This is a genomic window from Demequina aurantiaca (assembly GCF_050598105.1).
Classification (GTDB): Bacteria; Actinomycetota; Actinomycetes; order Actinomycetales; family Demequinaceae; genus Demequina; species Demequina aurantiaca_A.
Map to the genome: position 1 here is coordinate 477,931 of NZ_CP192436.1, position 23,257 is coordinate 501,187.

The window sequence follows — 23,257 nt, forward strand, 5'->3', positions numbered from 1 at the left end:
GGTTGCCGCAGCAGGAGACTGGTTTCGCCCGCCCCCTTGACCTTCCAGTGAGGGGGAATGTCTAGCATGGACTAGACGCGCAACCAGGGAGGCCGCCGTGGCTCAGACGAACACCAGTGGTGATGAGACCGTAGACCAGCACCGGGATGAAAGCGCGCGCGACCAGGTGGGGCGCGCCATGCACGGCAAGGGCGACGCCCACGCGGGACACGGTACGGACCACGCTGGACACGCCGAGATGTTTCGCCGCCTGTTCTGGTGGAACCTGCTGCTAGCCGTCCCGGTCATTGCGACAAGCGAAATGGTTGAGGGTTGGTTCGGGTACGACTTGCCAGGCTCCGCTTGGATCGCGCCGGTGGTTGGCTCGGTGATCTTCTTTTGGGGAGGACGGCCGTTCCTCACCATGGCCAAGGACGAGATCCGCGACAAGTCGCCGGGGATGATGACGCTCATCAGCCTGGCGATTACGGTGGCGTTCCTCGCCTCGGCAGCGTCCACGCTCGGAATCGGTGAGCTCGACTTCTGGTGGGAGTTGGCGGCGCTTATCGTGGTGATGCTCTTGGGCCACTGGCAGGAGATGAAGGCCGTCGGTCAGGCGCAGGGCGCGTTGGCTGCGCTTGCCGAGCTCTTGCCCGACGACGCCGAGCGAGTCACCGGAGATGATGAGACGGAGCACGTGTCGATCTCCGACCTCGAGAATGGCGACACGGTGGTGATACGTCCAGGTGGGAGAATCCCTGCCGACGGCACGATCATTCGTGGGGACGCCGCGGTCGACGAGGCAATGATCACCGGGGAATCCGCGCCTGTCAGCAAGTCCGAAGGCGACAAAGTGGTGGCCGGCACTGTCTCGACGAACGGATCGCTCCGCATCGAGGTCACCGCCACTGGCGACGGCACAGCGCTTGCGGGCATCCAGCGCATGGTCATGGACGCGCAAGAGTCCAAGTCAGGCACCCGCATGCTGGCTGATCGCGCGGCGGCCTGGCTCTTCTGGATCGCACTGGCCTCCGCGGCGCTTACCTTTGCCATTACCGCGGCAGTCGACAACCCCGCAACCGGATTATCGCGCGCCGTCTCCGTCCTGGTGATCGCGTGCCCGCACGCGCTCGGACTCGCGATACCGCTGGTGATTGCTATATCCACAGCGACGTCAGCGAAGCATGGAATCCTCATCAAGGACACCGCCGCGCTTGAGCGCATGCGCACTATCGACACGGTGCTGTTCGACAAGACTGGAACACTCACCGCCGGCTCGCACCAGCTTACTGACATCGCCACTATCGATGGCTGGGACGACGATCGCATGCTGGCCGCCGCCGCCGCCGTCGAGGCCGATTCGGAGCACCCGATCGGTCGGGCTGTGGTTGCGGCCGCCAAGGATCGTGGCGTCGACCTCCCCTCCACCGACGGCACAGAGACGATGCCAGGGCGGGGCGTGCGCGCGACCGTAGACGGTCGTGAGGTTGCGGTGGGAGGACCGGCGTTGCTGGAGTCGCTGAACACCTCCCTGCCTGAAGGCCTGGATGAAGCGGCGCGCGGCTGGAGTGACAATGGCGGCGCCGTGCTGCACGTGGTGGTAGACGGCGAGGTGGTAGGGGCCTTCACCACCTCCGACCCGGTACGCCCGGAGTCCAAGGCGGCCGTTGAGGCTCTCCACGCGCGCGGCATCGACGTCGCCATGATCACGGGCGACTCGCAGGCGGTAGCAGACTCGGTAGCGAATCAGTTGGGAATTGATGACGTGTTCGCCGAGGTCTTGCCTGAAGACAAGGACAAGGCTGTGGGGGAGCTTCAGGCACGCGGCAAGCGCGTCGCGATGGTCGGCGACGGGGTGAACGATGCTCCCGCGCTCGCCCGCGCCGACGTGGGTCTTGCGATTGCTGCCGGTACCGATGTGGCGATGGAGGCGGCGGGCGTTGTGCTCGCGGGGTCGGACCCCCGAGCGGTGCTGGGCGTCATTACGCTCTCGCGCGCGTCGTATAGGAAGATGCGCCAAAACCTCGTGTGGGCGACCGGCTATAACGTGGTCGCGATCCCGGTGGCGGCCGGGGCCTTCGCGTGGGCGGGCGTCACCCTCGCGCCTGCGATGGCGGCCGTCGCGATGAGCGTGTCGACCATCGTGGTAGCAGCGAATGCGCAGTTGCTGCGCCGCGTGAATCTGGCTCCGGAGGACGTTGCCGGCTGAGAACCCCTCCGCCGGCAACGCCCTAAAGAGGGCCTGGCCCCGATGTGGTCAGGTGAGTTGCATGGTGGTGACGCAGGTTGCGGCGTCACCACCGCTGGTCGTCAGTTCGGTCGCGGCAGAAAGCCCGTCGTACTCGAGTTCGACGTTGACGTCGATGCCGCGAGGCAGCCACATCCCCACGAACCCGTTGTCGAACGACGTACGCGTCTCGTCGACCAGAACCTCTCCCGAGGACGCATCGGTGACGAGCACCTCCACGTCGGCGTTCTGGAGCTCCCCGGTACACGTAGTGAGGCTATGGAAATAGCACTCGTGCGTCTGTTCCTCGTACGGGGCGATAGAGACGTAGAACAGGTCGTCGGGCATCGGTAGCGTGGTCTCGTTCTGCGAACCGGAAGTAAGCGTGAGTGCGCTCGGACGGATCGAGGCCATCAGGTCGTCTGGGCGTTCGACTATAGCCATCGCATCGAGGTAGTCGATGATCTCGCGGGCGTCCATTCCATCCAGTCCGTAGTCCGTCAACGTTGCTTCGCCGAGTTCGGGCACGTCATCCTCAGCGCCAGGGTCGCCGGGTGTGGTGGCTGGCGAACTGCATGCGGCCAGCACCAACATTGAAGCGACGGCGACTGCGACCGTCGCGATGGAACGGCGGGTGAAGCGAGGCATGGTGCGGTGTGACATAAGTGGTCCTCTAATTGTGGTGGTCTAGATCAGTGGTGCGGTGCGACTTGTGTGGGCGTCAGGCGGGATCGCCGAAGCCTCCGGTGCAGGGTGCGCCGGGCTCGGGAGTCTGCTCCCCCTGAAGGTACTTGACGAGGAACGGCTCGACCCGGGGGTCGGAGGCGTCGTCGACTTCGAGCTGCGTACCCCACGCAGTGAGGACCACTGGGGAGCCCAGTGAGTCCATGGGGCTCAGTAGCGTGTAGTCGCGGTTCTCGGCGAGCTTGGTGAGCGCGCCAATTTGCTTGTCGTCCAGCCCGGGCTGATAAGTAATCCACACCGCGCCATGTTCGAGCGAGTGCACCGCTTTGGCGGTAGCGACGGGGGCGGTGTACACCCCGCAGTTTTGTACCACGGGGTCGTGCTCACCGCCGGTTGGCGGAAGTACCGTCCCGCCGGGCTCCGCCGGGGTAGGCTCCGGCACTGATTCAACATGGACCGCGGGCGCTGCCGACGGCTCCGCGACCCCCTCGATAGGCTCACTCGCTGCTCGTTCAATGGCGGCATTGCGTTGAATCTCGCCCGCGAAGACCGAAGTCACGACGGCGGCGAGCCCGAGTACCACCACTGAAGAGGCGGCGATCACGATGACGCGGCGGCGCTTTTCGCGTGCCTTCTGTTGAGCGCGCACGCGGCCAAGCTCGATTGCGGCCTCGCTCTTTGCGTTACTTTTTGTCATGGCTAGCCTTCGCGTCCTTTCAGCAGGGTCGCGCGAATAGTGCGATACGTCTCCAGGTCTACTTCGCCATTGGCTAGGCGCGTGTCGAGTATCGCGAGGGCCGGCTCGGCCGCCGATGCCGTGGGTGCTGTCCTCGGCGCGATTGCCGGGGACGTGGCTGGTAGGGGCTCTTCAGACCTGCCTGGTAATAGCCGAATCACGAGCCAAAGAATGAGCCCGAGTAGGACTAGCCAGAAAAGGCCCATGCCCATCCAAGCGATACCGTTCATGCCCCCGCCGTTCCAACCCATCATGATCTCGTCCTTCCGTGTAGTTGCTTTCAGCATCTACCAGGCGGGCATGGCTTTTAGTAGGGGTTGAGTAAAGATTTGACGAAGAATGGGCCACGGACCCGCGCGCGGGAGTAGAAACTAGTCGCCCGCGGGGCGGGGGAGGCTACTCGGCGCTCGCGGAAGCGTGACGCTAAAGGTCGCCCCCATTCCCAGCCCGGGGCTGGTGGCGACGAGAGTGCCGCCGTGCGCGATGGCGATGGCTCTGGCGATGGACAGGCCAATCCCGGAGCCGCCGCGCGCGCGATCTCGCGCGGCGTCGGCACGGAAGAAGCGGTCGAACACGCGGGGGAGGTCCTGTGGCGCAATGCCCTCGCCGTTGTCGCCAACCGTGACACGGATGAGCTCGCCGTCCGATGCCGCCGATACGTGCACCGCGCCGCCCCGAGGCGTGTGCTGGCGAGCGTTCTCGAGCAGGTTGGTAAGGACCTGGCCGATGCGGTCCTTGTCCGCATCGGCAACCAACCCTGGCGTACTGACCAGATCGAGGGAGACCCCGTGCTCGGACAGGCGACTCGAGGCCTGAGCCACGGCGTCCCTCACGACGCGGTCGATGTCGATGGTGCTGCGGTCCAGCGTGAGCCTGCCCTCCTCCGCCGAGGTGACGAGGGCGACATCGGCGGACAGTCTGGTGAGCCGGGCCACCTGGTCTTGCATGGTTCGAATGGCGCGCTCGTCCGGAGGTTCCACTCCGTCTGCGATGGCCTCGAGGTAGGCGGCGATGACAGCGAGAGGCGTGCGCATCTCGTGAGCGAGGTCCGCGAGCATCTGCGTGCGGGTGTCCTCGACGTGCGAGAGCTCGGCGGCCATCGCGGTGAAGGTCTGGGCGACGCGGTCAAATTCCGGCCCGATGCCGGGAGGCCTGACCACTACGTTCCTTTCGCCGCCCGCCACCTGTTGTGCGGCCCAAGCGAACGGGGCGAGGGAGCGGCGAATGCGGCGAGCGATGAGGATGCTCACGCCTGCTGACGTGATGAGCGCGGTCACCAACGCTATTGACAGGGAGACGGCAGAGGCGGCCGCGTAGGCGCGCTCGGCGTGCTCCGTGGGGCTTTCGCCGGTCTCGGCCGCGCGCAGGAGGTGCTCGTGGAAGAGGCGCGGCCCCACTGAGGCGCCCACGGCCCACGCGGTGGCGGCGCCCACCCCCGCGACCGCGGCGATCGCCAGGAGTAACCGGGTGGCGAGGTCCGCACGGTCTGCGAGGGCCGTCGAGCGACTCACGTGCAGGGCCCCATTCTGTACCCGTGACCCCGCACGGTTTCAACAAAGCGGGGGGTGGAGGGGTCGTCGCCGAGTTTGCGGCGCAGGTTTCCTACGTGAACGTCCACGAGGTGCGGGTCTCCAAACCACGCTGGTCCCCAGACCAGTTCGGTGAGCTGAGTGCGAGAGAACGCCCTGCGTGGCTGCTGCGCCATGGCCGCGAGGAGATCGAACTCTGTCCGCGTCAGCGCGACCACGCGGTCAGCCACGCGGACCTCCCTTGCCGCGAGGTCCAGGACAAGGTCGCCAACGGTGAGTTGTTCGGGTGCGGCCGGAGAGGTGACGCCTCCCGCAAATCCTCGCGGGCGCCGCAACATGACCCCGACGCGAGCCACTAGCTCGCGGGTACTGAACGGCTTTGTCAGGTAGTCGTCGGCGCCGACCGACAGCCCGATGAGGCGGTCAACTTCCTCCACCCGTGCGGTCAGCATGATGACGTAGCAGTCGCTGAAGGTCCTCAACGTCCGGCAGACCTCTATCCCGTCAGTGCCGGGCAACCCGAGGTCAAGCACCACGACATCTGGCGGATTCGCCCGCGCGTGCGCGATAGCCTCAAGCCCGTCCGTGAGCACGTGCGTGTCATAGCCGTCGCGTTCCAGGTAGGACGCGATCAATCGCCCCAGGTGCTGCTCGTCCTCCACTACTAGGACCCGGGCGCGTGAGGACGGCGCGGGTTGGTCGAGTGCGGTTGTCATACGGTCATCCTGGCACCTCGCGAGCAACGCCCGCCCACGCCGTCGTGGTTCGGTAGCTGTGAAGCGGACACCTCCGCCGCGTTCCAGCGCCCTGCGCTGCGAGTCTGACGGGGGGCACTGGCTCGCCTCGACCGAGCGTACGCTGGAAGTATGCAAAATACGTCCGTGATTCGCGCGTCTTGACCGCGCGCGTGCCGTCGGCCCGCCTCGCGTGGGCGGTCTTCGCCGCGGGCGTCTTCGTCTACTTCGTGGCGGTGGTCCAGCGCACCGCGCTGGGCGTCGCTGGAGTCGAGGCCGTCGAGAGATTCGGCATTCAGGCGACCGGACTCGCGCTGTTCTCCGTGGTTCAGCTCGCCGCCTACGCGCTGATGCAGGTCCCCGCGGGTCACCTGTTGGACCGCTGGGGGCCCCGGTCCGTGATGGTCGCGGGCTCGTTGGTCATGGCCTCCGGCCAACTCCTGCTAGCAGTGACGGATCACGTGGCGCTGGCGCTGGTCGCGCGGGTTCTGATCGGAGCCGGCGATGCGCCGATCTTCATCTCGGCCGCACGGCTGGTAGCGGAGTGGTTCGAGCCGCGAAGGGTGCCGGTCCTGGTTCAGGTCACCGGATTGATAGGCCAGGCGGGCCAACTCGCCACCGCGGTGCCAGTCGCGATCCTGCTGCACTCGCGCGGCTGGTCTGCGACGTTCGCCACCCTGGCAGCGCTCGGTGTCGCCGCGGCGTTGGGAGCCTTCTTGGGCGTCCGCATGCCCGCCAGCGAGCAGAAGTCGCCGGAACTCGTGCAGCGTGAGAGGTTCTGGAAGTCGGTCCGTGCCGCGACCACGCCCGCCGGCACGCAGCTTGGATTCTGGAGTCACTTCCTGGCGCCCTTCGGCTCCAATGCCTTCGCGCTGCTCTGGGGCGTCCCGTTCCTCGTGATGGCGCAGGGCCTCACCCCCGCGCAGGCAAGCGGCATGCTGGTGGTGCTCACCGTGACGGCCATGATCGCGGGCCCGACGACCGGCCTGTTCACCTCCCGGTTCCCGATGCGGCGCACCTGGATCGTGCTGGGCTCGGCCATCGCATCGGCTGTCGCTTGGGCGGCACTGCTGTCGTTCTCCACCCCTCGGCCGATGTGGCAGCTTGCCCTGTTCTGCGTGGTCCTCGGCATCGGTGGACCGATTTCGTTGGTCGGGATCGACTTCGCGCGCACCTTCTCCCCGACTGAGCGATTGGGCACCGCCACGGGATTCGTGAATATTGGCGGGTTCCTCTCCACGATCATCGCCGTCCTCCTGATTGGGCTGGTCCTGCAGCTCACGTCGCCTCCCGGCGCCTCCGAGTACACGCTGAATCAGTTCCGTGCAGGGTTCGCCGCTCTCGCGATTCCGTGGGTCATCGGGCTGGTGGGCGTGCTGCGTAGCCGCAAGCGCACGCGCGCTCAGATGGCGTCGGTGGGAGTGCTCGTGCCTCGAATGCGGGACTCGCTCAGGCGTCAGTCGCGCGGCGAGTAGAGGAGCAGGCGCGTTTTTTCCGATGCGCGGGGGTTGCGTCGTGAATTGACACCTGTCAATATAGGCACATGTCTAATCAAGCGCCTGCCACGACCCTGGCCACTACGGGCCCCGCGCAATTGTCGAGCCTGGACCGCTGGCTTCCCATGTGGATCGGCCTCGCGATGGTCGGCGGCATCCTGCTCGGGCGCTTCATCCCCGGAGTCTCCGACCTGCTGATCTCGCTGGAGGTGGGGGGCATCTCCGTGCCCATCGCCATCGGCCTGCTGGTGATGATGTACCCGGTGCTCGCGAAGGTTCGCTACGACAAGGTTCGCGCCGTGACGGGGGACAAGCGTCTGCTCGTCAGCTCCCTCCTGCTCAATTGGCTCGTGGGCCCCGCGCTGATGTTCGCGCTCGCCTGGATCTTCCTCGCGGACCTGCCCGCGTACCGCACGGGCCTGATCATCGTCGGCCTCGCGCGCTGCATCGCGATGGTCGTGATCTGGAACGACCTCGCCTGTGGTGACCGCGAGGCCGCGGCGGTCCTGGTCGCGATCAACTCGGTGTTCCAGGTGTTCGCGTTCGCGGTGCTCGGCTACTTCTACCTCACGGTGTTGCCCGGCTGGCTCGGCCTAGACACGCAGGGGCTCGAGGTGTCGATGGGCGAGATCGCGTTGAACGTCCTGGTGTTCCTGGGCATCCCGCTCGCGGCCGGGCTCGCGTCTCGCTACGTAGGTGAGCGCGCCAAGGGGCGCGAGTGGTACGAGTCCACGTTCGTGCCGCGCGTCGGCCCCTGGGCCCTCTACGGCCTCCTGTTCACTATCGTGCTGCTCTTCGCCCTTCAGGGCGAGGCCGTCACCTCCAACCCCTGGGACGTGGCGCGCATCGCGGTTCCGCTGCTGGTCTACTTCGCGGTGATGTGGGGGCTCGGGATCGCGACAGGCAAGTTCCTCAACATGGGCTACGCGCGTTCCACGACGCTCGCGTTCACGGCGGCAGGCAACAACTTCGAACTCGCCATCGCAGTGGCGATCGGCACGTTCGGCGCGACCTCAGGAGAGGCGCTGGCGGGGGTCGTCGGTCCGCTCATCGAAGTTCCGGTGCTGGTCGGACTGGTCTACGTGTCCCTGTGGCTAGCGCGGCGCTGGTGGCGTGTGAATCCGGCCACCGGGTTGCCGCTGCCGGAGCCCGCGAAGGTGCCCGCATGAGCACCACCGTGAGCCCGTTGCTGCCGCTGACTGACGTGACGACGGATAACGTCGCCGCGGCGGACGGGTCAGTCGAGGCCTGCTCGCCCGCTAAGGGCGGCCCGTCGCTATCGCCCGGGGACGCCGCGGGCGTCGCCAGCGTGCTGAAGGCCGTCGCGGACCCATTGCGTCTGCGGATGCTGTCCTATCTTGTGCAGGCAGGCAACGCGGAGGCGTGCGTGTGCGACCTGGCGGAACTCGCCGACGTCTCTCAGCCCACCGTGTCGCATCACCTCAAGGTGCTGCGAGAGGCGGGCATCCTCACCGCCGAGCGCCGCGGCACCTGGGTCTGGTACTCGATAGCACCGGCCTATGTCGGATCCGTCGACGCCCTGCTCGTCGGCTTTGCCTCAACACTTCCCCGTCACGAAACCCAAGATCTAGGAGCCAACAATGACCGCTGAATCCACTCTTACCGATTCCCCCTCCGCACTGTTCGTGTGCGTGCACAATGCGGGCCGCTCGCAGATGGCCGCTGGCTTCCTGCGCGCGCTGTCCGGCGGGGCCGTCGAGGTGCGGTCCGCCGGCTCCATGCCAGCCGACCAGATCAATCCGATCGCGGTCGAGGCCATGCTCGAGGTGGGAATCGACATTCGCGGCGAGCAGCCCAAGATCCTCACCCCCGAGGCGGTCCAGGCGTCCGATGCCGTGATCACCATGGGCTGCGGCGACGCGTGCCCGTACTACCCGGGCAAGCGCTACGAGGACTGGAAGTTGGACGACCCCGCTGGCCAGGGCATCGACTCCGTGCGCCCCATTCGCGACGACATTCGCGGGCGGGTGCTGACCCTCATCCGCGAGCTGGGAGTCGAGCCCGTCGAGATCGCCGCACCGAACTAGACCCCGCGATCGCGGCGCCGTTACCCAACAGATCCGGCGCCCGTCGGGGTGGCCGGGTCGCCGCGCGGGTCCGAGTTGACGCGGAGCGTCCGGAGCGCCACAATTTCATCAACGGTGCGTGTCGGCTGGATAAGTCGGCGCGCACTGTCTTTTTTTGCCCGGGGCCGACTTATGGCCTGGCAAACCCCCTAGCGGTTCCGCAATGCACGTTCTCCGCGGCGCAAAAAGGCTAGCGAACCTGAGACATATCTCACCCCTGCGCAGCCCGCCTCGCGGCGTGGTGTCACGCCCGGATTTGATGGGCTAGGTACCGTAGGGGAGTGGTGGACTACATCGGCCGCGCCTTGGTTGCCGAGGCGCTTCAAGAATGGCGAGAGCAACTCCAGCAGTCGGCGACCGTTTCGCCGCTGCGAGACCTCGTGTCCGCTGGCGCAAACGTCATCGATCTGCGCGGCGCGCATCCCGCGGGCATCGCCCCCCTATTCGCCGGCCGCCCCACGCAGCTCTCCGCGCTGATCCGTGAGGAAGGGCCGCAGGCCGCGGCGCTGCACCGCATCGGCCTTATCTACGGCGAAGCCACGCAAGTCAAGGCCTCCTCCGGGGTATGGACCGCGGCGATGGCCGTGGGCACCGCGACGTGGTCGCAGGGCGACGCGCGTCGCGAGGTTCCCGTGTTGCTACGCCCGATCCTCGTTGAGCCGCTGAATGACCGCGACTTCTTCCTCACCCTGCTGGACGGCGTGAGCCTCAACCCCATCATCGCCACGGAGCTGAGGATGCGCGGTGACGTCACCTCCCTCGCGGACCTGGTGCCGCCGCCCGGGGCGGGCAAGGCCTTCGACCCCCGGCCCATCTGGAACGCACTGCGCGAGCGTGGCGAGCGGTTTGGCCCCGACTTTGCCGTGGTCGAGAACCTGCTCGTGGGAGCGTACGACGACCCCGAACAGCGCCTGCTCGACGACCTCGACGACTGCGACGCGGTCATCGGCGCCTCCGATATCCTCGCGGCGGTCGCGGGCGACCAGGACGCGCGCCAGAGCCTCGCGAGTCCGCTGCCGGCCTTCCCCAAGGGCGACCGCGACCCCTTCGCCGAGCGCGGCATCGGCGACTTGGACGACAATCAATTCGCGGCCCTCGACGTGGTGGCCACCGGCCGCAGCGTGTTCCTTCAGGCTCCCCCCGGCTCCGACGCGCTGTCTATGGCCGCTGCGGTCGCCGCCGACGCCGCGGCATCCGGCAAGGCCGTCGCGGTGGTGTCAGGCAGCCGCGGTGCGCTCGACAGCATCGGGCGCCGTCTGGACCGACTAGGGGCCGCCGACCTGTATATCGATGGCGGCGCGAAGGCGTGGAACGCCGAGGCGCGGGCACGACTCCTGGCCGCCATCACCTTGGGCGCCGTCGAGGTAGACGATGCGGCGCTACGTGACGGCGGAGAGCGCATGCTCAACGCGCGGTACGACCTACAACGACGCTTCGACTCCCTGCACCGGCCACACCGCCCGTGGGGAGTGAGCGCCTTCGAGGCGGTCCAGGCCGTGGTGCGCCTCACGTCCAGCGAGCCCGGCCCCCAGACCGTGGTGCGCTTGGGCGCGGACGCCGGCGCAATCGTCGCCGACCACGGTTTCGCGTCGGTCGCCGCCGAGCTGTTGTCGAAATTCTCAGACGCAGCGGCCGATGCGCCGGACGAGTCTGCCGCTCCCGAACAGGAAGAGCCGAGCACGCCTGAGGCGCCTGCAGAGGACCTGATCCCGTGGTGGTCGGGGTCGACCGACGACGCGGAGTTGGGCACCAAGTACGACGAGGCGCTCGCGACTATCCTGGTCCGCCAGATACCCAAGATGCGCACCGAGGCCGCGCTCGCCGCGCACGAGACGGGCGTCGACGAGGCGCCCTCGCTCGCGGTGTGGGCCGATCAGGTCACGATGTTCGACGACATCCAGGTCACCCTCGACGTCTTCTCCCCGGCGGTGTTTCACCGTTCGCTGCATGACCTGGTGGCGGCCACGGCCCCGCACTCATCGCCGCGCTACCAGGACCTTCCTCGCCGCGACCGGCGCGGGATGGTGCGCCGCGCGGTAGAGCTGTTGCGGCCAGGGCGTGGCAAGGAGGACCTGCACGAGAACCTCGTGAAGGCCCACGAGCAGGCACTCAAGTGGCGCGCCCACAGCCCGTCAGGCGGCTGGCCGGTGGTCCCCGACGACTTCGACATCTTCAGTGAGCGGCTGCACAGCTCGGCCGAACTATGGGGAATGATCGTCGACGTCGTCGAACGGGCATCCGGCGAGGAAAAGCTAGCCGAGCAGCCCTGGGAGGACATGACGGCCGTGCTGAGCCGGCTGGCCGAGGGTATCCCCGGATCCCTCGACGCGGTCGAGGCGGTTCCGCTCGAAGTCGACATCGAGGCGGTGGGCTTCGCGGAGCTGCTCGCGGATCTACGCGCACGCGAGGCGAACCCGGAGCAAGTGCGCCTGGACCTCGAATTCTCGTGGTGGGCCGCGGCCTTCGACTCGATCGTCGCGACCGACGCCAGGCTCACCGAGACCGGGGCGCTGGGCAGGTCTGTCGAGGAATTCCTGGACCGAGACGCTTCTTTCGCGCTCTCGCGGGTGGGGCCGCTGATGCGGGCAGTAGCCGAACGCAGGAGGACCGCGATCGCGCGCCACCCGGACCACGCGCGCGATCTCTTCGCGTCCCTGGTCGAGGGGGGCGACGGCTCGCTGAAGGAACTCTGGCGGGACTACGCGCCGCTCGTGACTGCGCTGCGCCCAGTGGTGCTGGCCGGCCCCGAGCAGGTCGCGCGGATGGCTCCCCCCAGCCGCTGCATCGACCTCGCGGTCATAGTCGCCGGCGAGTCGCTCGCCCTCGCGGAGTTGGTCTCGACGCTCGCGCGCGCCCGGCAGGTAGTAGTCCTCGGCGACTCGCAGACGGCCACGCGCTCCGGCGTCGCTGCGCTCGCGAGCCTGCTGCCGCACATCGTGATGCACGCGGTACCGCAGCCTCGCGACCCCCGGGTCACCTCGCTGCTCGCCGGCGCCGCGTATGGGCGCTCGCTGTCGGCCCTTCCCGCGGCGGACGCGCGCGGCGAACTGTCGGTGACGGTGCTTGATGCCGTGGGCGCGCCCGTGGCCGGCGCCATTGCCGCGGAGTCCACGCGTGCCGAGGTGAACGCGGTTGTCGAGCACGTCGCTCGGGTGCGCGATTCCCTGCCGCGGCGAGAAGTCGCCGTGGTCACCGGAAACGATCTTCACGCCGCGCGCATCGTGGACTCGCTCGCGGAGCGGGACCAAAGGTTGGCCGACGCCGTCAGCGTCGTCGCGCTCGGCGACGCGGCCGGAGTGGTCGCCGACGACGTCATCCTCACGCTCGGCTACGCGGCCGATGCTCGTGGCGTCTCTCCCGCCAGGCTCGGCGCGCTTTCCGAAACGTGGGGCCGCCAGGCGCTCATCCAGGCGCTGGTGGCGTCGACCGAGCGGGTCTCGGTCTTCAGCGCGCTCACCCTGGACCAGCTCGCCGGTGCGGCCACCCGCGGCGACGAGGGACACGGCATCGACGACGTGCGCGACCTGATCTCCTCCGTGGATCAACCCGCGGTGTCGCCCGAGCGTCCCGACCCAGGTCCCAGCGATTGGCTGCTGGCCGACATCGCCCGACGCTTGCGCCGTCACGGGCTGGCAGTGCGCCTGCGGTACGGCAACGGTTCAGACACCATCCCGATGGTGGTGGGTGGTCGCCACGACCGCGACTACCGCGTGGCGGTGGTGACCGACGAGGCCGCCTCCGTTGGGGCCGCCAGCCTGCGGGACAGGATGCGCTGGCAGTACTCGACCCTGGAGGCGCTCGGATGGACGGTTGTCTCGCTGTGGACGCTCGACGTCTTCATGGATCCCGATGCCGCGATCGAGCAGGTTTTGGCGGCGCTCGGGGAGTCGCGTCCCGACGACGGCCCTGACGGCGCGGCCGGCGTAGGCCTGGCGCCGGAGGTCTTCCAGCCGGCACTCGACATCGAGGTGGCGCGCGTCGAACTGCCTCGGGAGCACGATGCCCTGGACGCTGCGCGCGACGACGGAAACGAGTTCGCAATAGCGGACCTGAGGGCTGCGCAGACGGGTCTCGACGATGCGAGCCCAGATGAGTTGGGCCCCCTCGACGTTGGCGACGACCCCCACCCTCAGACGCTCGGAATCTCCGCGCTGCTCGACGAGCAGATTGGCGGCGAGCCGGCGGACGAGCCCGCGGTCGTGGACGCGGTTGTGGACGCGGTTGCCGAAGACGCGCGGACGCCATTGCCAGTGGACGCGGAGCCCCAGATCGAACTCGAACTCGAGCCTGAGCCTGAGCCCGAACTCGAGCCTGAGCCTGAGCCCGAACTCGAGCCTGAGCCCGAACCCGTGCCCGAACCCGCGCCGGCTGCCCCCGTCTACAGCATGGGGTTTGGCGTGCCAAAGCTCGCGGCGGCGACGCCCCCAAGCGTCGACGAGACCGAGCCCGACGCGCCAAGCGATGAGGAACAAGTGGAACCGATCGACGCGGACCAGCCCGAATCCCCTACGGCTGATGCCGAGCAGGAGAAGAAGCCTCTGCCCGAGGTCAAGGCGCGCCACCGCGGCGCAGACCGCCCGCTGATCCCCACTCGAGCAGGAGAAGACCTAGACGAGGGCTGGGGAGGATCCGAGGGCGGGTCCTCCCGCGACGACGAGATCAAGCGGGACAAGCCACCGCACTGGTGATCGCGTGCCCCCGCGCTCCGTGCAGTAGTTAGGAAGAGCTGCTCTTGTTGCTGCCGGTGGTAGTGGAGCTGCTACTGCTAGTGCTGCTAGTGCTGCTGCTAGGCGTGGACTTCCGCGAGTCGCGCGAGTCGTTGCGGTAGAAGCCGGAGCCCTTGAAGGCCACTCCCACTGAGCCGAACACTTTGCGCAGGGAGCCGCCGCATTCGGGGCAGGTCGCGAGCGCGTCGTCGTGAATTGACTGCACCTCGTCAAAGCGGTGCTGGCACGCGTTGCAGGAGTAGGTGTACGTGGGCATGCACGTATCCTACGCCGGGAGTCGGGTCACACCTTGCGGGGTGATGACGGCCTGCACGGTGACGTCGTGGTCCTCGCGGGGCAGTGGGTGGGAGCTGTCCCACAACTCGCCCGCGAACGTGAGCGCCACGATGGGGGCATCGGGGGACGCGTCGCATAGCGCCCGGTCGTACCAACCACCGCCCTGTCCCAGCCGAGTGCCGAGGGTGTCAACCGCGAGGGCCGGCACCACTATGACGTTCGCCTCGCGCAGCGCCTCCTGGCCGAGGAACTCTCCCGACGGCTCGGGTGGCCTGCCGGGGGCACGCTCCACCAGGTCTTCCGCACCCTGGTAAAGGCCCCACCCACGCCGGAGCCCGTCGCCGAGCAACGGGATCAGCACCTTCACACCCCGCTGGTGCAATGCCTCGATCAGCGGCAGGGTGCCCGGCTCGAACCGGCGGGAGGCGTACACCGAGACGCACGTGGCGCTGTCGACGGAGGGCAGCGCGAGCACCAGGTCACGGAGAACCTCAGCGTGCTCATGCAGTCGCCGCTCGCTTCGGTCTGCGCGTGCTTTGCGGATCTTCGAGCGCAGTTGTGCCTTAGCGTCTTCCGGTTCAAGGGCACGTTGAGAGGTTGTCGACTGCTGTGTCATGACTCCATTGTGCCAACTTTCCGTAAACAGTATGTTTCGCCGGGCCGATGCGGCCCAGGTCACCGCTACTGTCGGAGCATGAGTGCACACGTTCGCAAGGCCGTTATCCCCGCGGCGGGCCTCGGCACCCGCTTTCTGCCAGCCTCCAAGGCGATCCCCAAAGAGATGATTCCGGTGGTCGACAAGCCCGCCATCCAATACGTGGTGGACGAGGCGCTCGCCGCCGGACTGGACCAGGTGTGCCTCATCACCAACCCCGGCAAGGAGGCTATGGAGCGCCACTTCGCGCCGGCCCCTGACCTCGAGGCGGCGCTGGAGCGTAAGGGTGACCAGGCCCGGTTGGACGCAGTCCGCGAGACCTCCTCCAAGGGGGAGATCGCGTTCGTCAATCAGGGCGAGCCCAAGGGGCTCGGCCACGCCGTGGGGCGGGCCGAAGAATGGGTGAACGGCGAACCGTTCGCGGTCCTGCTGGGCGACGACTTCCTGGACGCCGACGACTACATGCTGGACGCGATGTGCCGGATTCAGGAACGCACGGGCGGCTCGGTGATCCTGTTGCTGGAAGTCCCCGCCAAGATGATCCAGATGTACGGCTCGGTCGACCCCATCGCGGTGGACGCTGCCGACCTCCCCGGCCAGGGAGAGGTCCCCGACGGACTGGAGATCCACCGCATCGTCCGCCTGAACGAGAAGCCAGCTCCCGGCGACGAATACTCCAATCTCGCGGTCATCGGCCGTTACGTCTTCAACCCGGCGGTGCTCGAGGTGCTGAAGACCACGCCTCCCGGACGCGGGGGAGAGATCCAGCTGACCGACGCCATCTCCACCCTCGCGTCGATGCCTCCCGAGGACGGCGGCGGCGTGTACGGCGTCGTGTTCCGTGGTCACCGTTATGACACCGGCGACAAACTCGAATACCTGAAGGCCGTCGTGCAGTTGGCCGCCAAGCGCGATGACCTGGGCCCCGACTTCACCGCATGGTTGCGTGGGTTCGTGTCCGCACGCGACAATGCGTAGATGAATCCACGGAGTCTTGCCGAGCACCGCGCGGAGGTGACGGAGGGGCTCTCTCCGCTTCCCTCGCTCGACGTGCTCGTCGCCGATGCGGCAGGCGCGACGCTGGTCGAGGCTGTCGTAGCCTCCCACGCGCTCCCGGCCACCGATGTGTCCACCTGCAACGGGTACGCGGTGCAGTCCGCGGACGTTGCGGACGCGGGCGCCGACCATCCAGTGTCACTGACCGTGTCGCACGACGTGTCCTTTGACGCGCGCGCACCCCGCAGGCATATCCGTGGCGCCGCGGCACGGATCAGCTCGGGCGCGCCCATCCCCATCGGCGCCGATGCCGTAATCCCCGTCGCGGACACGGACGGCGGGGTCGCTCGGGTAGAGGTCTGGTCCGCGGTCCCCGCGGGAGAAAATGTGCGCCCCGCCGCCGAAGAGGCAGCGGCCGGAGCAGTGATGATCGAGAAGGGAGAGCGACTCGACGCGCGCCGCATCGCGCTCGCCGCTGCGCTCGGCAAGCCTCGCCTCACCGTCAGCCCGGTCCCTCGCGTCGTGGTGATCTCGGTGGGCTCTGAACTCGAGGAGCCCGGGGCCGGCAGGCCGGGTTCCCGGGTGTCCGAATCGAATGCGTACATGCTGAGCGCGCTGGTGCGCGAGGCCGGCGCGAACGCTTACCGCGTGGGAGTGGTCCCGGACGACCGCGCTGGGTTGCGCGCGACAATCGAGGATCAACTCGTGCGCGCCGACGTGGTGCTCACCACCGGCGGCCTGTCCGACGCCCGCAACGACACGGTGGCCGCGGTGCTTCGAGACATGGGCGACGTGCACGTGGGTGAGGTGGGGTTGTGGCCCGGGAAGCGACACGGTTTTGGCCTCGTGAGCTCTGGCGACGGCGAGCGCCCCATCCCGGTCATCGCGTTGCCGGGAAGCCCCGTCGCCGCGCTGGTCGCGTTTGAGGCGTACGTGCGCCCCGCGCTGAGGGTCATGAGCGGGCGCGCGGAGGTGGAGCGCCGCACCATTCACGCGCGAGCAATCTCGTCGTGGAGCTCGCCGGCAGGCGAGGTCCAGCCCGTGCCGGTCACCATCGAGACCACCGGGTCGGGTCAGCACTTCGCCACGCTCGTGGGCAAGCCCGGGCAGATGTCGCTGGCCAGCATCGTCGCGTCCGATGCGCTGGCCTGGGTGGACGCGGACGTCGAGGAAGTCAGGCGCGGAGACTCGCTCCGATGCACGCTCTGGGGTGAATAGCTTGCGCGCCGCAGCCAATCCAGCTGCCGAGGCACGGGCGGAGGCGCCTTGACCCGCGACGTGGTCCTGACGCGGGGCCCGGTGACGGTCCGCCCGTTGCGGCGCGGGGACGAGAATGCGTGGCTCGCGTTGCGCCAGGAGAATCGCGCGTGGCTGAAGCCCTGGGAGGCGAACACCCCTCCGGGCAGGCCAATTCCTAGCTCCAGCTTCCCCGCGTACGTGCGGGGGGAGCGGCGGCGCTGGTCACAGGGCCGCGCCTACGGCACCATCATCGAGTTCGACGGCGTCATGGTGGGTCGCATCACCGTCCACGCGATCGAGTGGGGCGCTCAGTGCGGGGGCTCAATCGGGTACTGGATCGCGGCGGACCACGCGGGCAAGGGGATCGTTCCCACCGCGGTCGCGATGCTGAGCGAATACGCCTTCGGGCAGGGGCTCCACAGGCTGGAAATCGCGCTACGTCCCGAGAACGACGCCAGTCAGCGCGTGGTCCAGAAACTAGGCTTCCGTGCCGAGGGAGTCCGCGAACGATACTTGTTCATCGACGGCGACTGGCGGGACCACCTGATCTTCGCGCTGGCCTCGGATGAGCCGCGCAACGGGCCATTCTGGAGCCCAGCATTCTGACACGCCGATAACGCTCCGGGGCCTTGAGCCCGCGCGCCCGTACCGTCGTCTCATGACCCCAGCCGGATTGCTCGCGATCATTGCCGTAGGCATGGTCCTCGCTTATGTGCTCCCTCAGCGCATCAAGGAGCGATCCGACTACGCCCTCGTGCGTACCGAGGACCGGTATTCCGCCGAGATGCGCGTGGTGAAGTCGACCGCGGAACGGGCTCAGCGGGCCGCAGCGCGGCCGTCGACGGATTCCGGCGAAGTGCCGCTGCTGGTGACCGGTGCCGCGCGCGCCTCGATCTCCGCGCTAGGCGAGGAACAAATGTCACGGCCCTCGGGCCCGCTCGACCGCGCAGCCACCGCAGCGCAGCGCGAGCGACTAGCGCTGCGCTCCGACCGCAACACGGTGCTCGTCGAGCGTGCACAGCGCGCCAAGCGTCGCAGCGTCGTCGCCGGCGTTGTCGCCCTCCTAGCCGTTGTCGGATGGGTGTTGGTTGTCGCCACCGGGTTCCCCGCGTTCTTCGCGGCCCTGGCTACCGCGGGCTTCGGCGGCGTCGTCGTCGCAGGAGCACGCACCGCCGCCGCGCAGCGCAAGGCGGACCAAAACATTCGCTTGATTGCTCGCGAGGTCGAAGCCGCCGCCACCGCGACGCAGGCGCTGCGCCGGGTAGCCCGCGAGCGTGCCGCCGGCCAAGAGTCGGTGCCCTCAGACGTAGAAACGCAGGCCATCCGCGTAGTGACCACCGAGGACCTCGCCCCGCTCGCGGCGCCCGCGCCGGTCCCCGCGCCCGAACTGCCCAACCGCGTGATTAGCGCCGACGAAGAGCCCGCGCGCGCCCGCGCGACGTGGTCGCCCACCGAGGTGCCCGCCCCCGCGTACACGCTCAAGGCCTCCGTACGCCGCTCTGTGGCGCGCCCCATCACCGACGAAGACCTCGCCGCATCTGCAGTCAACGCCGAGCGCGACATCGACTCGCGCTCCACCAAGGCGTCCAAGCGAGCGGCCGGAGACCCGGCCACGCGTGCGACGGCGCGCGTCTCGGCTCCCGCCCCCGCGAACAGTTCACCGCTCGCGCCGCAGCGCGACGACGAGGCGTCCACCGTCGGAGCCCTCGACGCGATCCTCGCCAAGCGCCGCCAGGCCAGCGCCTAACAGTCCGGGCCTCGCGTTGAGACGCGAAACGTTCTTTTGTGGCGCGGCATCGTCGCTAGGCTTGCCTCATCATTTACTTGTCTGGAGAGCACTATGCAGGAGCCAAGAACGTCCAAGGTAGCCATTGTCGGAGCGGGTGCGGTGGGCTCGACGCTCGCTTACGCCGGCCTCATGCGCGGCTTCGCGCGCACCGTCGCGCTGTACGACATCAACGAGGCCAAGGTCGAGGCAGAGGCGCTTGACCTCGCTCAGGGCATCCAGTTCATGCGCGAGGCGACGGTGCTGGGCTCATCCGACGTCAACGTGTGTGCAGATGCCGACGTGGTCGTGGTGACCGCCGGCGCCAAGCAGCAGCCGGGCCAGAGCAGGATGGACCTGGCCGGCGCCACCATCTCGCTGATGGACAAGGTGCTCCCGCCGCTGCTAGAGGTCGCGCCCGACGCCGTCTACCTGCTGGTGACTAACCCCGTGGACGTCGTGACCTTCGCCGCCATCAAGAAGTCGGGCATCAGCCCCGCGAAGATGTTCGGCTCGGGGACGGTTCTTGACAGCTCCCGCCTGCGCCACCAGGTCGCCAAGGAGTGCCGGGTGGCGGTGGGCAACGTCCACGCGTACATCGCGGGTGAGCACGGCGACTCCGAGGTGCCGCTGTGGTCCTCCGCGACCATCGGCGGAGTGCCGATAGGCGACTGGCACGACGAGAACGGGCGACCCGTGATGACCCGTGAGGTTCGCGAGCGCATCCACCACGACGTGGTGCGCTCCGCTTACGAGATCATCGAGGGCAAGGGCGCGACGAACTACGCGATCGGAGTAGCCGGCGCGCGCATCGTGGAGGCGATCCTGGGCGACCAGAACCGTGTGCTGCCGGTGTCCACGCTGATCGATTTCCCCGGTGTGGGCGAGGTGTGCATGTCGCTTCCCGCGGTCGTGGGCCGCGCGGGCATCAACCACTCCGTGCCGGTGCCGCTCGACCCTCAGGAGACCGAGGCGCTAGCGGCTTCGGCCCGGTCGATTCGCGCCACAGCGGAGAAGTTCGGCGTCGTCTAGGAGAGCTGGCGCGCCTACGCGGCGTCGGCGCGGCTCTGGTAGATCACCACGGGCGTGCCGAGCGCCGTCTGGGCGGCGAGCGCGCGAATGGTCTCGTCGGGAAGGCGCACGCAGCCGTTGGAGACCGCCTCGCCAAAGAAGCTGTCCGAGGTGGTCCCGTGCAGCGCGATCTGCGGCAGCGCGCCCTTGAAGGTTTCGAGCGTCTCCGAATAGGCCGACAGCCCGAGCGCGTACGCCCCGTACGTGCCGGTCGGATTCGCGGTGAAGTCGACCGGGTCCGCGATGAAGTACGCCCCGAGGGGAGTGGGACTAGCCGTGGCACCGATGACCGCCGTCGAGGTGAGCTCCACCGTGCCGTCGTTGATCAGGTCCACCTCGCGCTCGTCCAGGTAGACGTTCACCAGGGTGGTGGTGGAGTCGGTGGTGACTTGGTCGGCCTTGATCCAGCCAATGGTGTTGTTCGGATGCTCAGGTAGTTGAGCGTGGATCCACTGCTCGCCGGCTATCTCTGCCGTCTCTAGCCCCATGAACGTGCGCACGTTGCCGTAGTAGCTGAAGCGGCCGAGGGTCTCGCGGGGCGCTCCATCGCCGGGGGCGTCGTACACGTCCACCGTGTCTCCTGAGATGGTGGCGATGATGTCTCCGGGCGCTATCCCCGCAACCTCCGGCAGCGGAGCAGCGGAGGCCGCCGCGATGCTGGGCGCGGTGATGGGAGCCGTTGTTGGCCCCTGAGTCGGCTCCGCGAGCGGGACGGCCTGGTCCGGCCGGGAACCGATCACCAAGGCAGCGACGAGCGCCACCGCCAGGGCGACCCCGGCTGCAGTCGCCATCCAAGCGCGTCTACTCATGAGTGTTCCCTCGTGGAAAAACGATGGTGAGCGGGGCCGCCCACGCTTAGCGCGGGCGGCCCCTTTGAGAACTATCCGGTGAAGGCAGCGCCAATAGCGGGAGCGATCGGGTCGACGATCACCGCGTTGGCGGTGCCGTCCTCGTCCCCGGCCTGGCCATCGGTGAGCTCGTAGCTGATCGATGTGCCGGACACGGTCGCCCCATCAACCTGGCTCCACGTGCCGTCCTGTACCTTCCAGAACTGGGTGACAGCCATGGGTAGCGTGAGCTCGATGCGCACGCTGTCGCCCGCATTAGGAACCGTGATGTCGAAGCCGGCGATTCCCAGCGGCAGCACGAGCCCCGCGGGAGGGGTCGAGGTGATGTCCGCCGTAGCGGTCCATACGATGTCACTCACTGCGGTCGCTCCGTAGACGAGCGCCTCAATGTTTCCTAGCGGCGTCTCGACGGTGAAGGCCACGGGTTCGGACGCAACGTCGGGGACTACCTCGACCGAGCCGATGTCGCACGCGGGGCCTTGAGGGCGCTCGATGCCACGCTGATCTGCGTCCAAAAAGCACGCGCCGTCTTCCGTCGCGATGGCGTCAATGAGAGGCGAACCGGCCGCGGGAAGGAGGGTCTGCGTATCCCCGCCGTTGTCCGCGAGGTCTCCCAACTGGGCATCGAGCCCGTCGCCCAAGTCGCTGTCTCCGGACCAGCCGTCGGTGCAGGTACCGTCGGAATCAAAGTTCGCGACGGTGACGGTTTCGGACGGTACGGCACAACCAGGGCCGTCGGCGTCCGCAAACGCGTTGAACCCAAGCACGAAGCTGTCGGCCGGGAGCAGGTCGGCTGCAATGTGAGCCGCGTCCGCGCCCGCGTTGCCGGAGAACGTGTTCTGCGCCACGAGCACGTCATAGCCGTCCATGGGGCTGAAGACGATCGCGCCAGCGCTGAGATATTCGCCTTCAGTTTCCGTGGTGTTGGCATCGAACGTGGAGTTCGAGATGTCGACGCTCGCCGAGGACATCTGAGGATTGCCGTTGGGGTTTCCGACCTCGATGGCGCCCGCGCCGTACAGCGCCGAGTTGGACTCAAAGGTCGAGTCCGAGACCACGAGCTCCAGCAGCGGAGGCTCCGGGGCGCTGTTGGGGCCACTGAACGTCGTGTCGTGCGCGATCGCACCGCCGGAGCCTGCGAGGTTGCCGGAGAATGTGCTGGACGCGACGGTGAGGACGCTGCCGGCCAGAATAGCGCCGCCATGGGCCTCGCCCTCGCTCATGTCGGGATTCTCGAGGAGCATCGCGAGGTTGTCGACGAACGTGCTGGTGGAGATGACTGCGCTCTCGGTCGAGGCAATCGCGCCACCGCTCTCGGCCACGTTCTCTGAGAACTGCGAACCGGTGACGGTGAGTGGACCAAAGGACAACAGCGCGCCGCCTACTGCTGCACTGTTGTCGTGGAAGACGGAGTCGCTGACCGTCATTGGCTGTGACGCATCCGCGCCGGACACCATGCTGCCTAGAGCGCCAGCAAGGAACCCGTCATTGCCGGAGAATTCGGAATTCTCCACAGTGAGACCACCAGTGGTGCTGACGCCGCCCGCGAAGAACTCGATGCCGAGTTCCGGCGCACTCCAATCGTTGGCGTTGTCGCGCAGCGCCACGCTAGTCAGGGTGTGCGCCCCCTCGGAGTCGAGGACCACGGCACCTGTAGTGACGAAGTCCTGAATCGTGAGGTCTTCCAAGGTGATGGCGGGAGTCGCGGCTTCCGCACCGCCATTGGACTCGTTGGCGAGCACGGCGAGGAACATGTATTGGTACGGCGAACCCCCGTCAACGGATCGCACGCCTGGGCCGGATACCGTGAAGCCCCCGCCGTCGATGGTGAGGTCCGAGTCGCCCTCGTAGGGGGGTGTCTCGCCAGCGTCGAGCGTGAAGTTTGCCGTGATGCGGATGGTGTGCGCCTGGTCATCGTAGAAGTTGATCGCGGTCAGCGCGTTGACGTACTCCGCTGCCGTTGACACCTCGATCACGGCCCCGACCGGCGACGGCACCGCCGTCGCCGCTGTGCCCGTTCCGAGTATTGCGGTGGACGCAAGCGCGGCGGTGGCGAGCGCTGCATAACCACGTGGCCGGTTCTTCGTCAAAAATAGTGACACTTCAGTAATCCCCTCAAATTGCATGAAATGCACACCCCAACGTCGCGGTGCGCTTGGCCTGCTACTGGACCCTAGCAGGGCTGACGTGCGGTTCGCAGGGCGAGAA

General features: G+C 67.8%; 20 protein-coding genes. 11 read left to right on the forward strand and 9 right to left on the reverse strand.

All coding sequences use genetic code 11. The features are described 5' to 3' along the window. Window positions 1–97 precede the first annotated feature (97 nt). The gene (locus tag ACQU6B_RS02160) at window positions 98–2,188 is read left to right on the forward strand and encodes a heavy metal translocating P-type ATPase (RefSeq protein WP_430868401.1); all 2,091 of its coding nucleotides are present in this window, start codon (window positions 98–100) and stop codon (window positions 2,186–2,188) included. Between the two features lie 48 nt (window positions 2,189–2,236). Here the strand turns inward: ACQU6B_RS02160 and ACQU6B_RS02165 are convergent, their stop codons facing one another. The 5 genes from ACQU6B_RS02165 to ACQU6B_RS02185 form a co-directional block, all read right to left on the reverse strand. Beyond that, on the reverse strand, window positions 2,237–2,869 hold the full coding sequence (locus ACQU6B_RS02165; RefSeq protein ID WP_430868402.1) for a CueP family metal-binding protein: 633 nt from the start codon (window positions 2,867–2,869) through the stop codon (window positions 2,237–2,239). Window positions 2,870–2,927: 58 nt separating this feature from the next. Further along, complete coding sequence (locus ACQU6B_RS02170; RefSeq protein WP_430868403.1) at window positions 2,928–3,587, reverse strand: DUF3105 domain-containing protein; 660 nt, start codon at window positions 3,585–3,587, stop codon at window positions 2,928–2,930. A gap of 2 nt (window positions 3,588–3,589) precedes the next feature. Beyond that, window positions 3,590–3,880 carry a hypothetical protein gene (locus ACQU6B_RS02175; protein ID WP_430868404.1) on the reverse strand — a complete coding sequence of 97 codons (291 nt, stop codon included), beginning with the start codon at window positions 3,878–3,880 and terminating at the stop codon, window positions 3,590–3,592. 117 nt (window positions 3,881–3,997) lie between these two features. Next, window positions 3,998–5,137, reverse strand: coding sequence for a sensor histidine kinase (locus tag ACQU6B_RS02180; RefSeq protein ID WP_430868405.1), 1,140 nt, complete (start codon window positions 5,135–5,137; stop codon window positions 3,998–4,000). Beyond that, window positions 5,134–5,871 (reverse strand): response regulator, encoded by a 738-nt coding sequence (locus ACQU6B_RS02185; protein ID WP_430868406.1) that lies wholly within the window; start codon window positions 5,869–5,871, stop codon window positions 5,134–5,136. Before ACQU6B_RS02185 ends, ACQU6B_RS02180 begins: the two co-directional genes overlap by 4 nt. A 191-nt stretch (window positions 5,872–6,062) precedes the next feature. On the opposite strand from ACQU6B_RS02185, the gene ACQU6B_RS02190 reads away from it, so the two are divergent. The 5 genes from ACQU6B_RS02190 to ACQU6B_RS02210 all read left to right on the forward strand — a co-directional run bounded on the left by ACQU6B_RS02190 (window position 6,063) and on the right by ACQU6B_RS02210 (window position 14,160). After that, entirely contained in the window at window positions 6,063–7,364 is a 1,302-nt protein-coding gene (locus tag ACQU6B_RS02190; protein ID WP_430868407.1) for an MFS transporter, read from the forward strand. A 68-nt stretch (window positions 7,365–7,432) separates the two neighbouring features. Next, window positions 7,433–8,554: an ACR3 family arsenite efflux transporter gene (gene arsB, locus ACQU6B_RS02195; RefSeq protein WP_430868408.1), complete on the forward strand. Its 1,122-nt coding sequence runs from the start codon at window positions 7,433–7,435 to the stop codon at window positions 8,552–8,554. Then, window positions 8,551–8,997: an ArsR/SmtB family transcription factor gene (locus tag ACQU6B_RS02200; protein WP_430868409.1), complete on the forward strand. Its 447-nt coding sequence runs from the start codon at window positions 8,551–8,553 to the stop codon at window positions 8,995–8,997. Before arsB ends, ACQU6B_RS02200 begins: the two co-directional genes overlap by 4 nt. Beyond that, a complete protein-coding gene (locus ACQU6B_RS02205) occupies window positions 8,987–9,433 on the forward strand; it encodes an arsenate reductase ArsC (RefSeq protein ID WP_430868410.1) in 447 nt (148 codons plus the stop codon). The genes ACQU6B_RS02200 and ACQU6B_RS02205 overlap by 11 nt, the downstream gene beginning before the upstream one ends. Before the next feature lie 320 nt (window positions 9,434–9,753). After that, a complete protein-coding gene (locus tag ACQU6B_RS02210; protein ID WP_430868411.1) occupies window positions 9,754–14,160 on the forward strand; it encodes a hypothetical protein in 4,407 nt (1,468 codons plus the stop codon). A gap of 28 nt (window positions 14,161–14,188) precedes the next feature. On the opposite strand, the gene ACQU6B_RS02215 is transcribed toward ACQU6B_RS02210, so the two are convergent. After that, the gene (locus ACQU6B_RS02215; protein ID WP_430868412.1) at window positions 14,189–14,455 is read right to left on the reverse strand and encodes an FmdB family zinc ribbon protein; all 267 of its coding nucleotides are present in this window, start codon (window positions 14,453–14,455) and stop codon (window positions 14,189–14,191) included. A gap of 9 nt (window positions 14,456–14,464) precedes the next feature. After that, window positions 14,465–15,091, reverse strand: coding sequence for a 5-formyltetrahydrofolate cyclo-ligase (locus tag ACQU6B_RS02220; RefSeq protein ID WP_430868413.1), 627 nt, complete (start codon window positions 15,089–15,091; stop codon window positions 14,465–14,467). 78 nt (window positions 15,092–15,169) lie between these two features. Between ACQU6B_RS02220 and ACQU6B_RS02225 the strand changes: the two genes are divergently transcribed. From ACQU6B_RS02225 to ACQU6B_RS02245, 5 genes are all read left to right on the forward strand, one after another. Continuing rightward, window positions 15,170–16,108 carry a UTP--glucose-1-phosphate uridylyltransferase gene (locus tag ACQU6B_RS02225; RefSeq protein ID WP_430868414.1) on the forward strand — a complete coding sequence of 313 codons (939 nt, stop codon included), beginning with the start codon at window positions 15,170–15,172 and terminating at the stop codon, window positions 16,106–16,108. Continuing rightward, window positions 16,109–17,344, forward strand: a complete 1,236-nt coding sequence (locus ACQU6B_RS02230) for a molybdopterin molybdotransferase MoeA (protein WP_430868415.1) — start codon at window positions 16,109–16,111, stop codon at window positions 17,342–17,344. Window positions 17,345–17,392: 48 nt separating this feature from the next. After that, on the forward strand, window positions 17,393–17,971 hold the full coding sequence (locus tag ACQU6B_RS02235) for a GNAT family N-acetyltransferase (RefSeq protein WP_430868416.1): 579 nt from the start codon (window positions 17,393–17,395) through the stop codon (window positions 17,969–17,971). Between the two features lie 52 nt (window positions 17,972–18,023). After that, window positions 18,024–19,112 carry a hypothetical protein gene (locus tag ACQU6B_RS02240; protein WP_430868417.1) on the forward strand — a complete coding sequence of 363 codons (1,089 nt, stop codon included), beginning with the start codon at window positions 18,024–18,026 and terminating at the stop codon, window positions 19,110–19,112. A gap of 93 nt (window positions 19,113–19,205) precedes the next feature. After that, a complete protein-coding gene (locus ACQU6B_RS02245; protein ID WP_430868418.1) occupies window positions 19,206–20,162 on the forward strand; it encodes an L-lactate dehydrogenase in 957 nt (318 codons plus the stop codon). A 14-nt stretch (window positions 20,163–20,176) separates the two neighbouring features. Here ACQU6B_RS02245 and ACQU6B_RS02250 read toward each other — a convergent pair whose 3' ends face one another. Then, window positions 20,177–21,010: a L,D-transpeptidase gene (locus ACQU6B_RS02250; RefSeq protein WP_430868419.1), complete on the reverse strand. Its 834-nt coding sequence runs from the start codon at window positions 21,008–21,010 to the stop codon at window positions 20,177–20,179. A 71-nt stretch (window positions 21,011–21,081) separates the two neighbouring features. Further along, on the reverse strand, window positions 21,082–23,151 hold the full coding sequence (locus tag ACQU6B_RS02255) for a choice-of-anchor U domain-containing protein (protein WP_430868420.1): 2,070 nt from the start codon (window positions 23,149–23,151) through the stop codon (window positions 21,082–21,084). Window positions 23,152–23,257 lie beyond the last annotated feature (106 nt).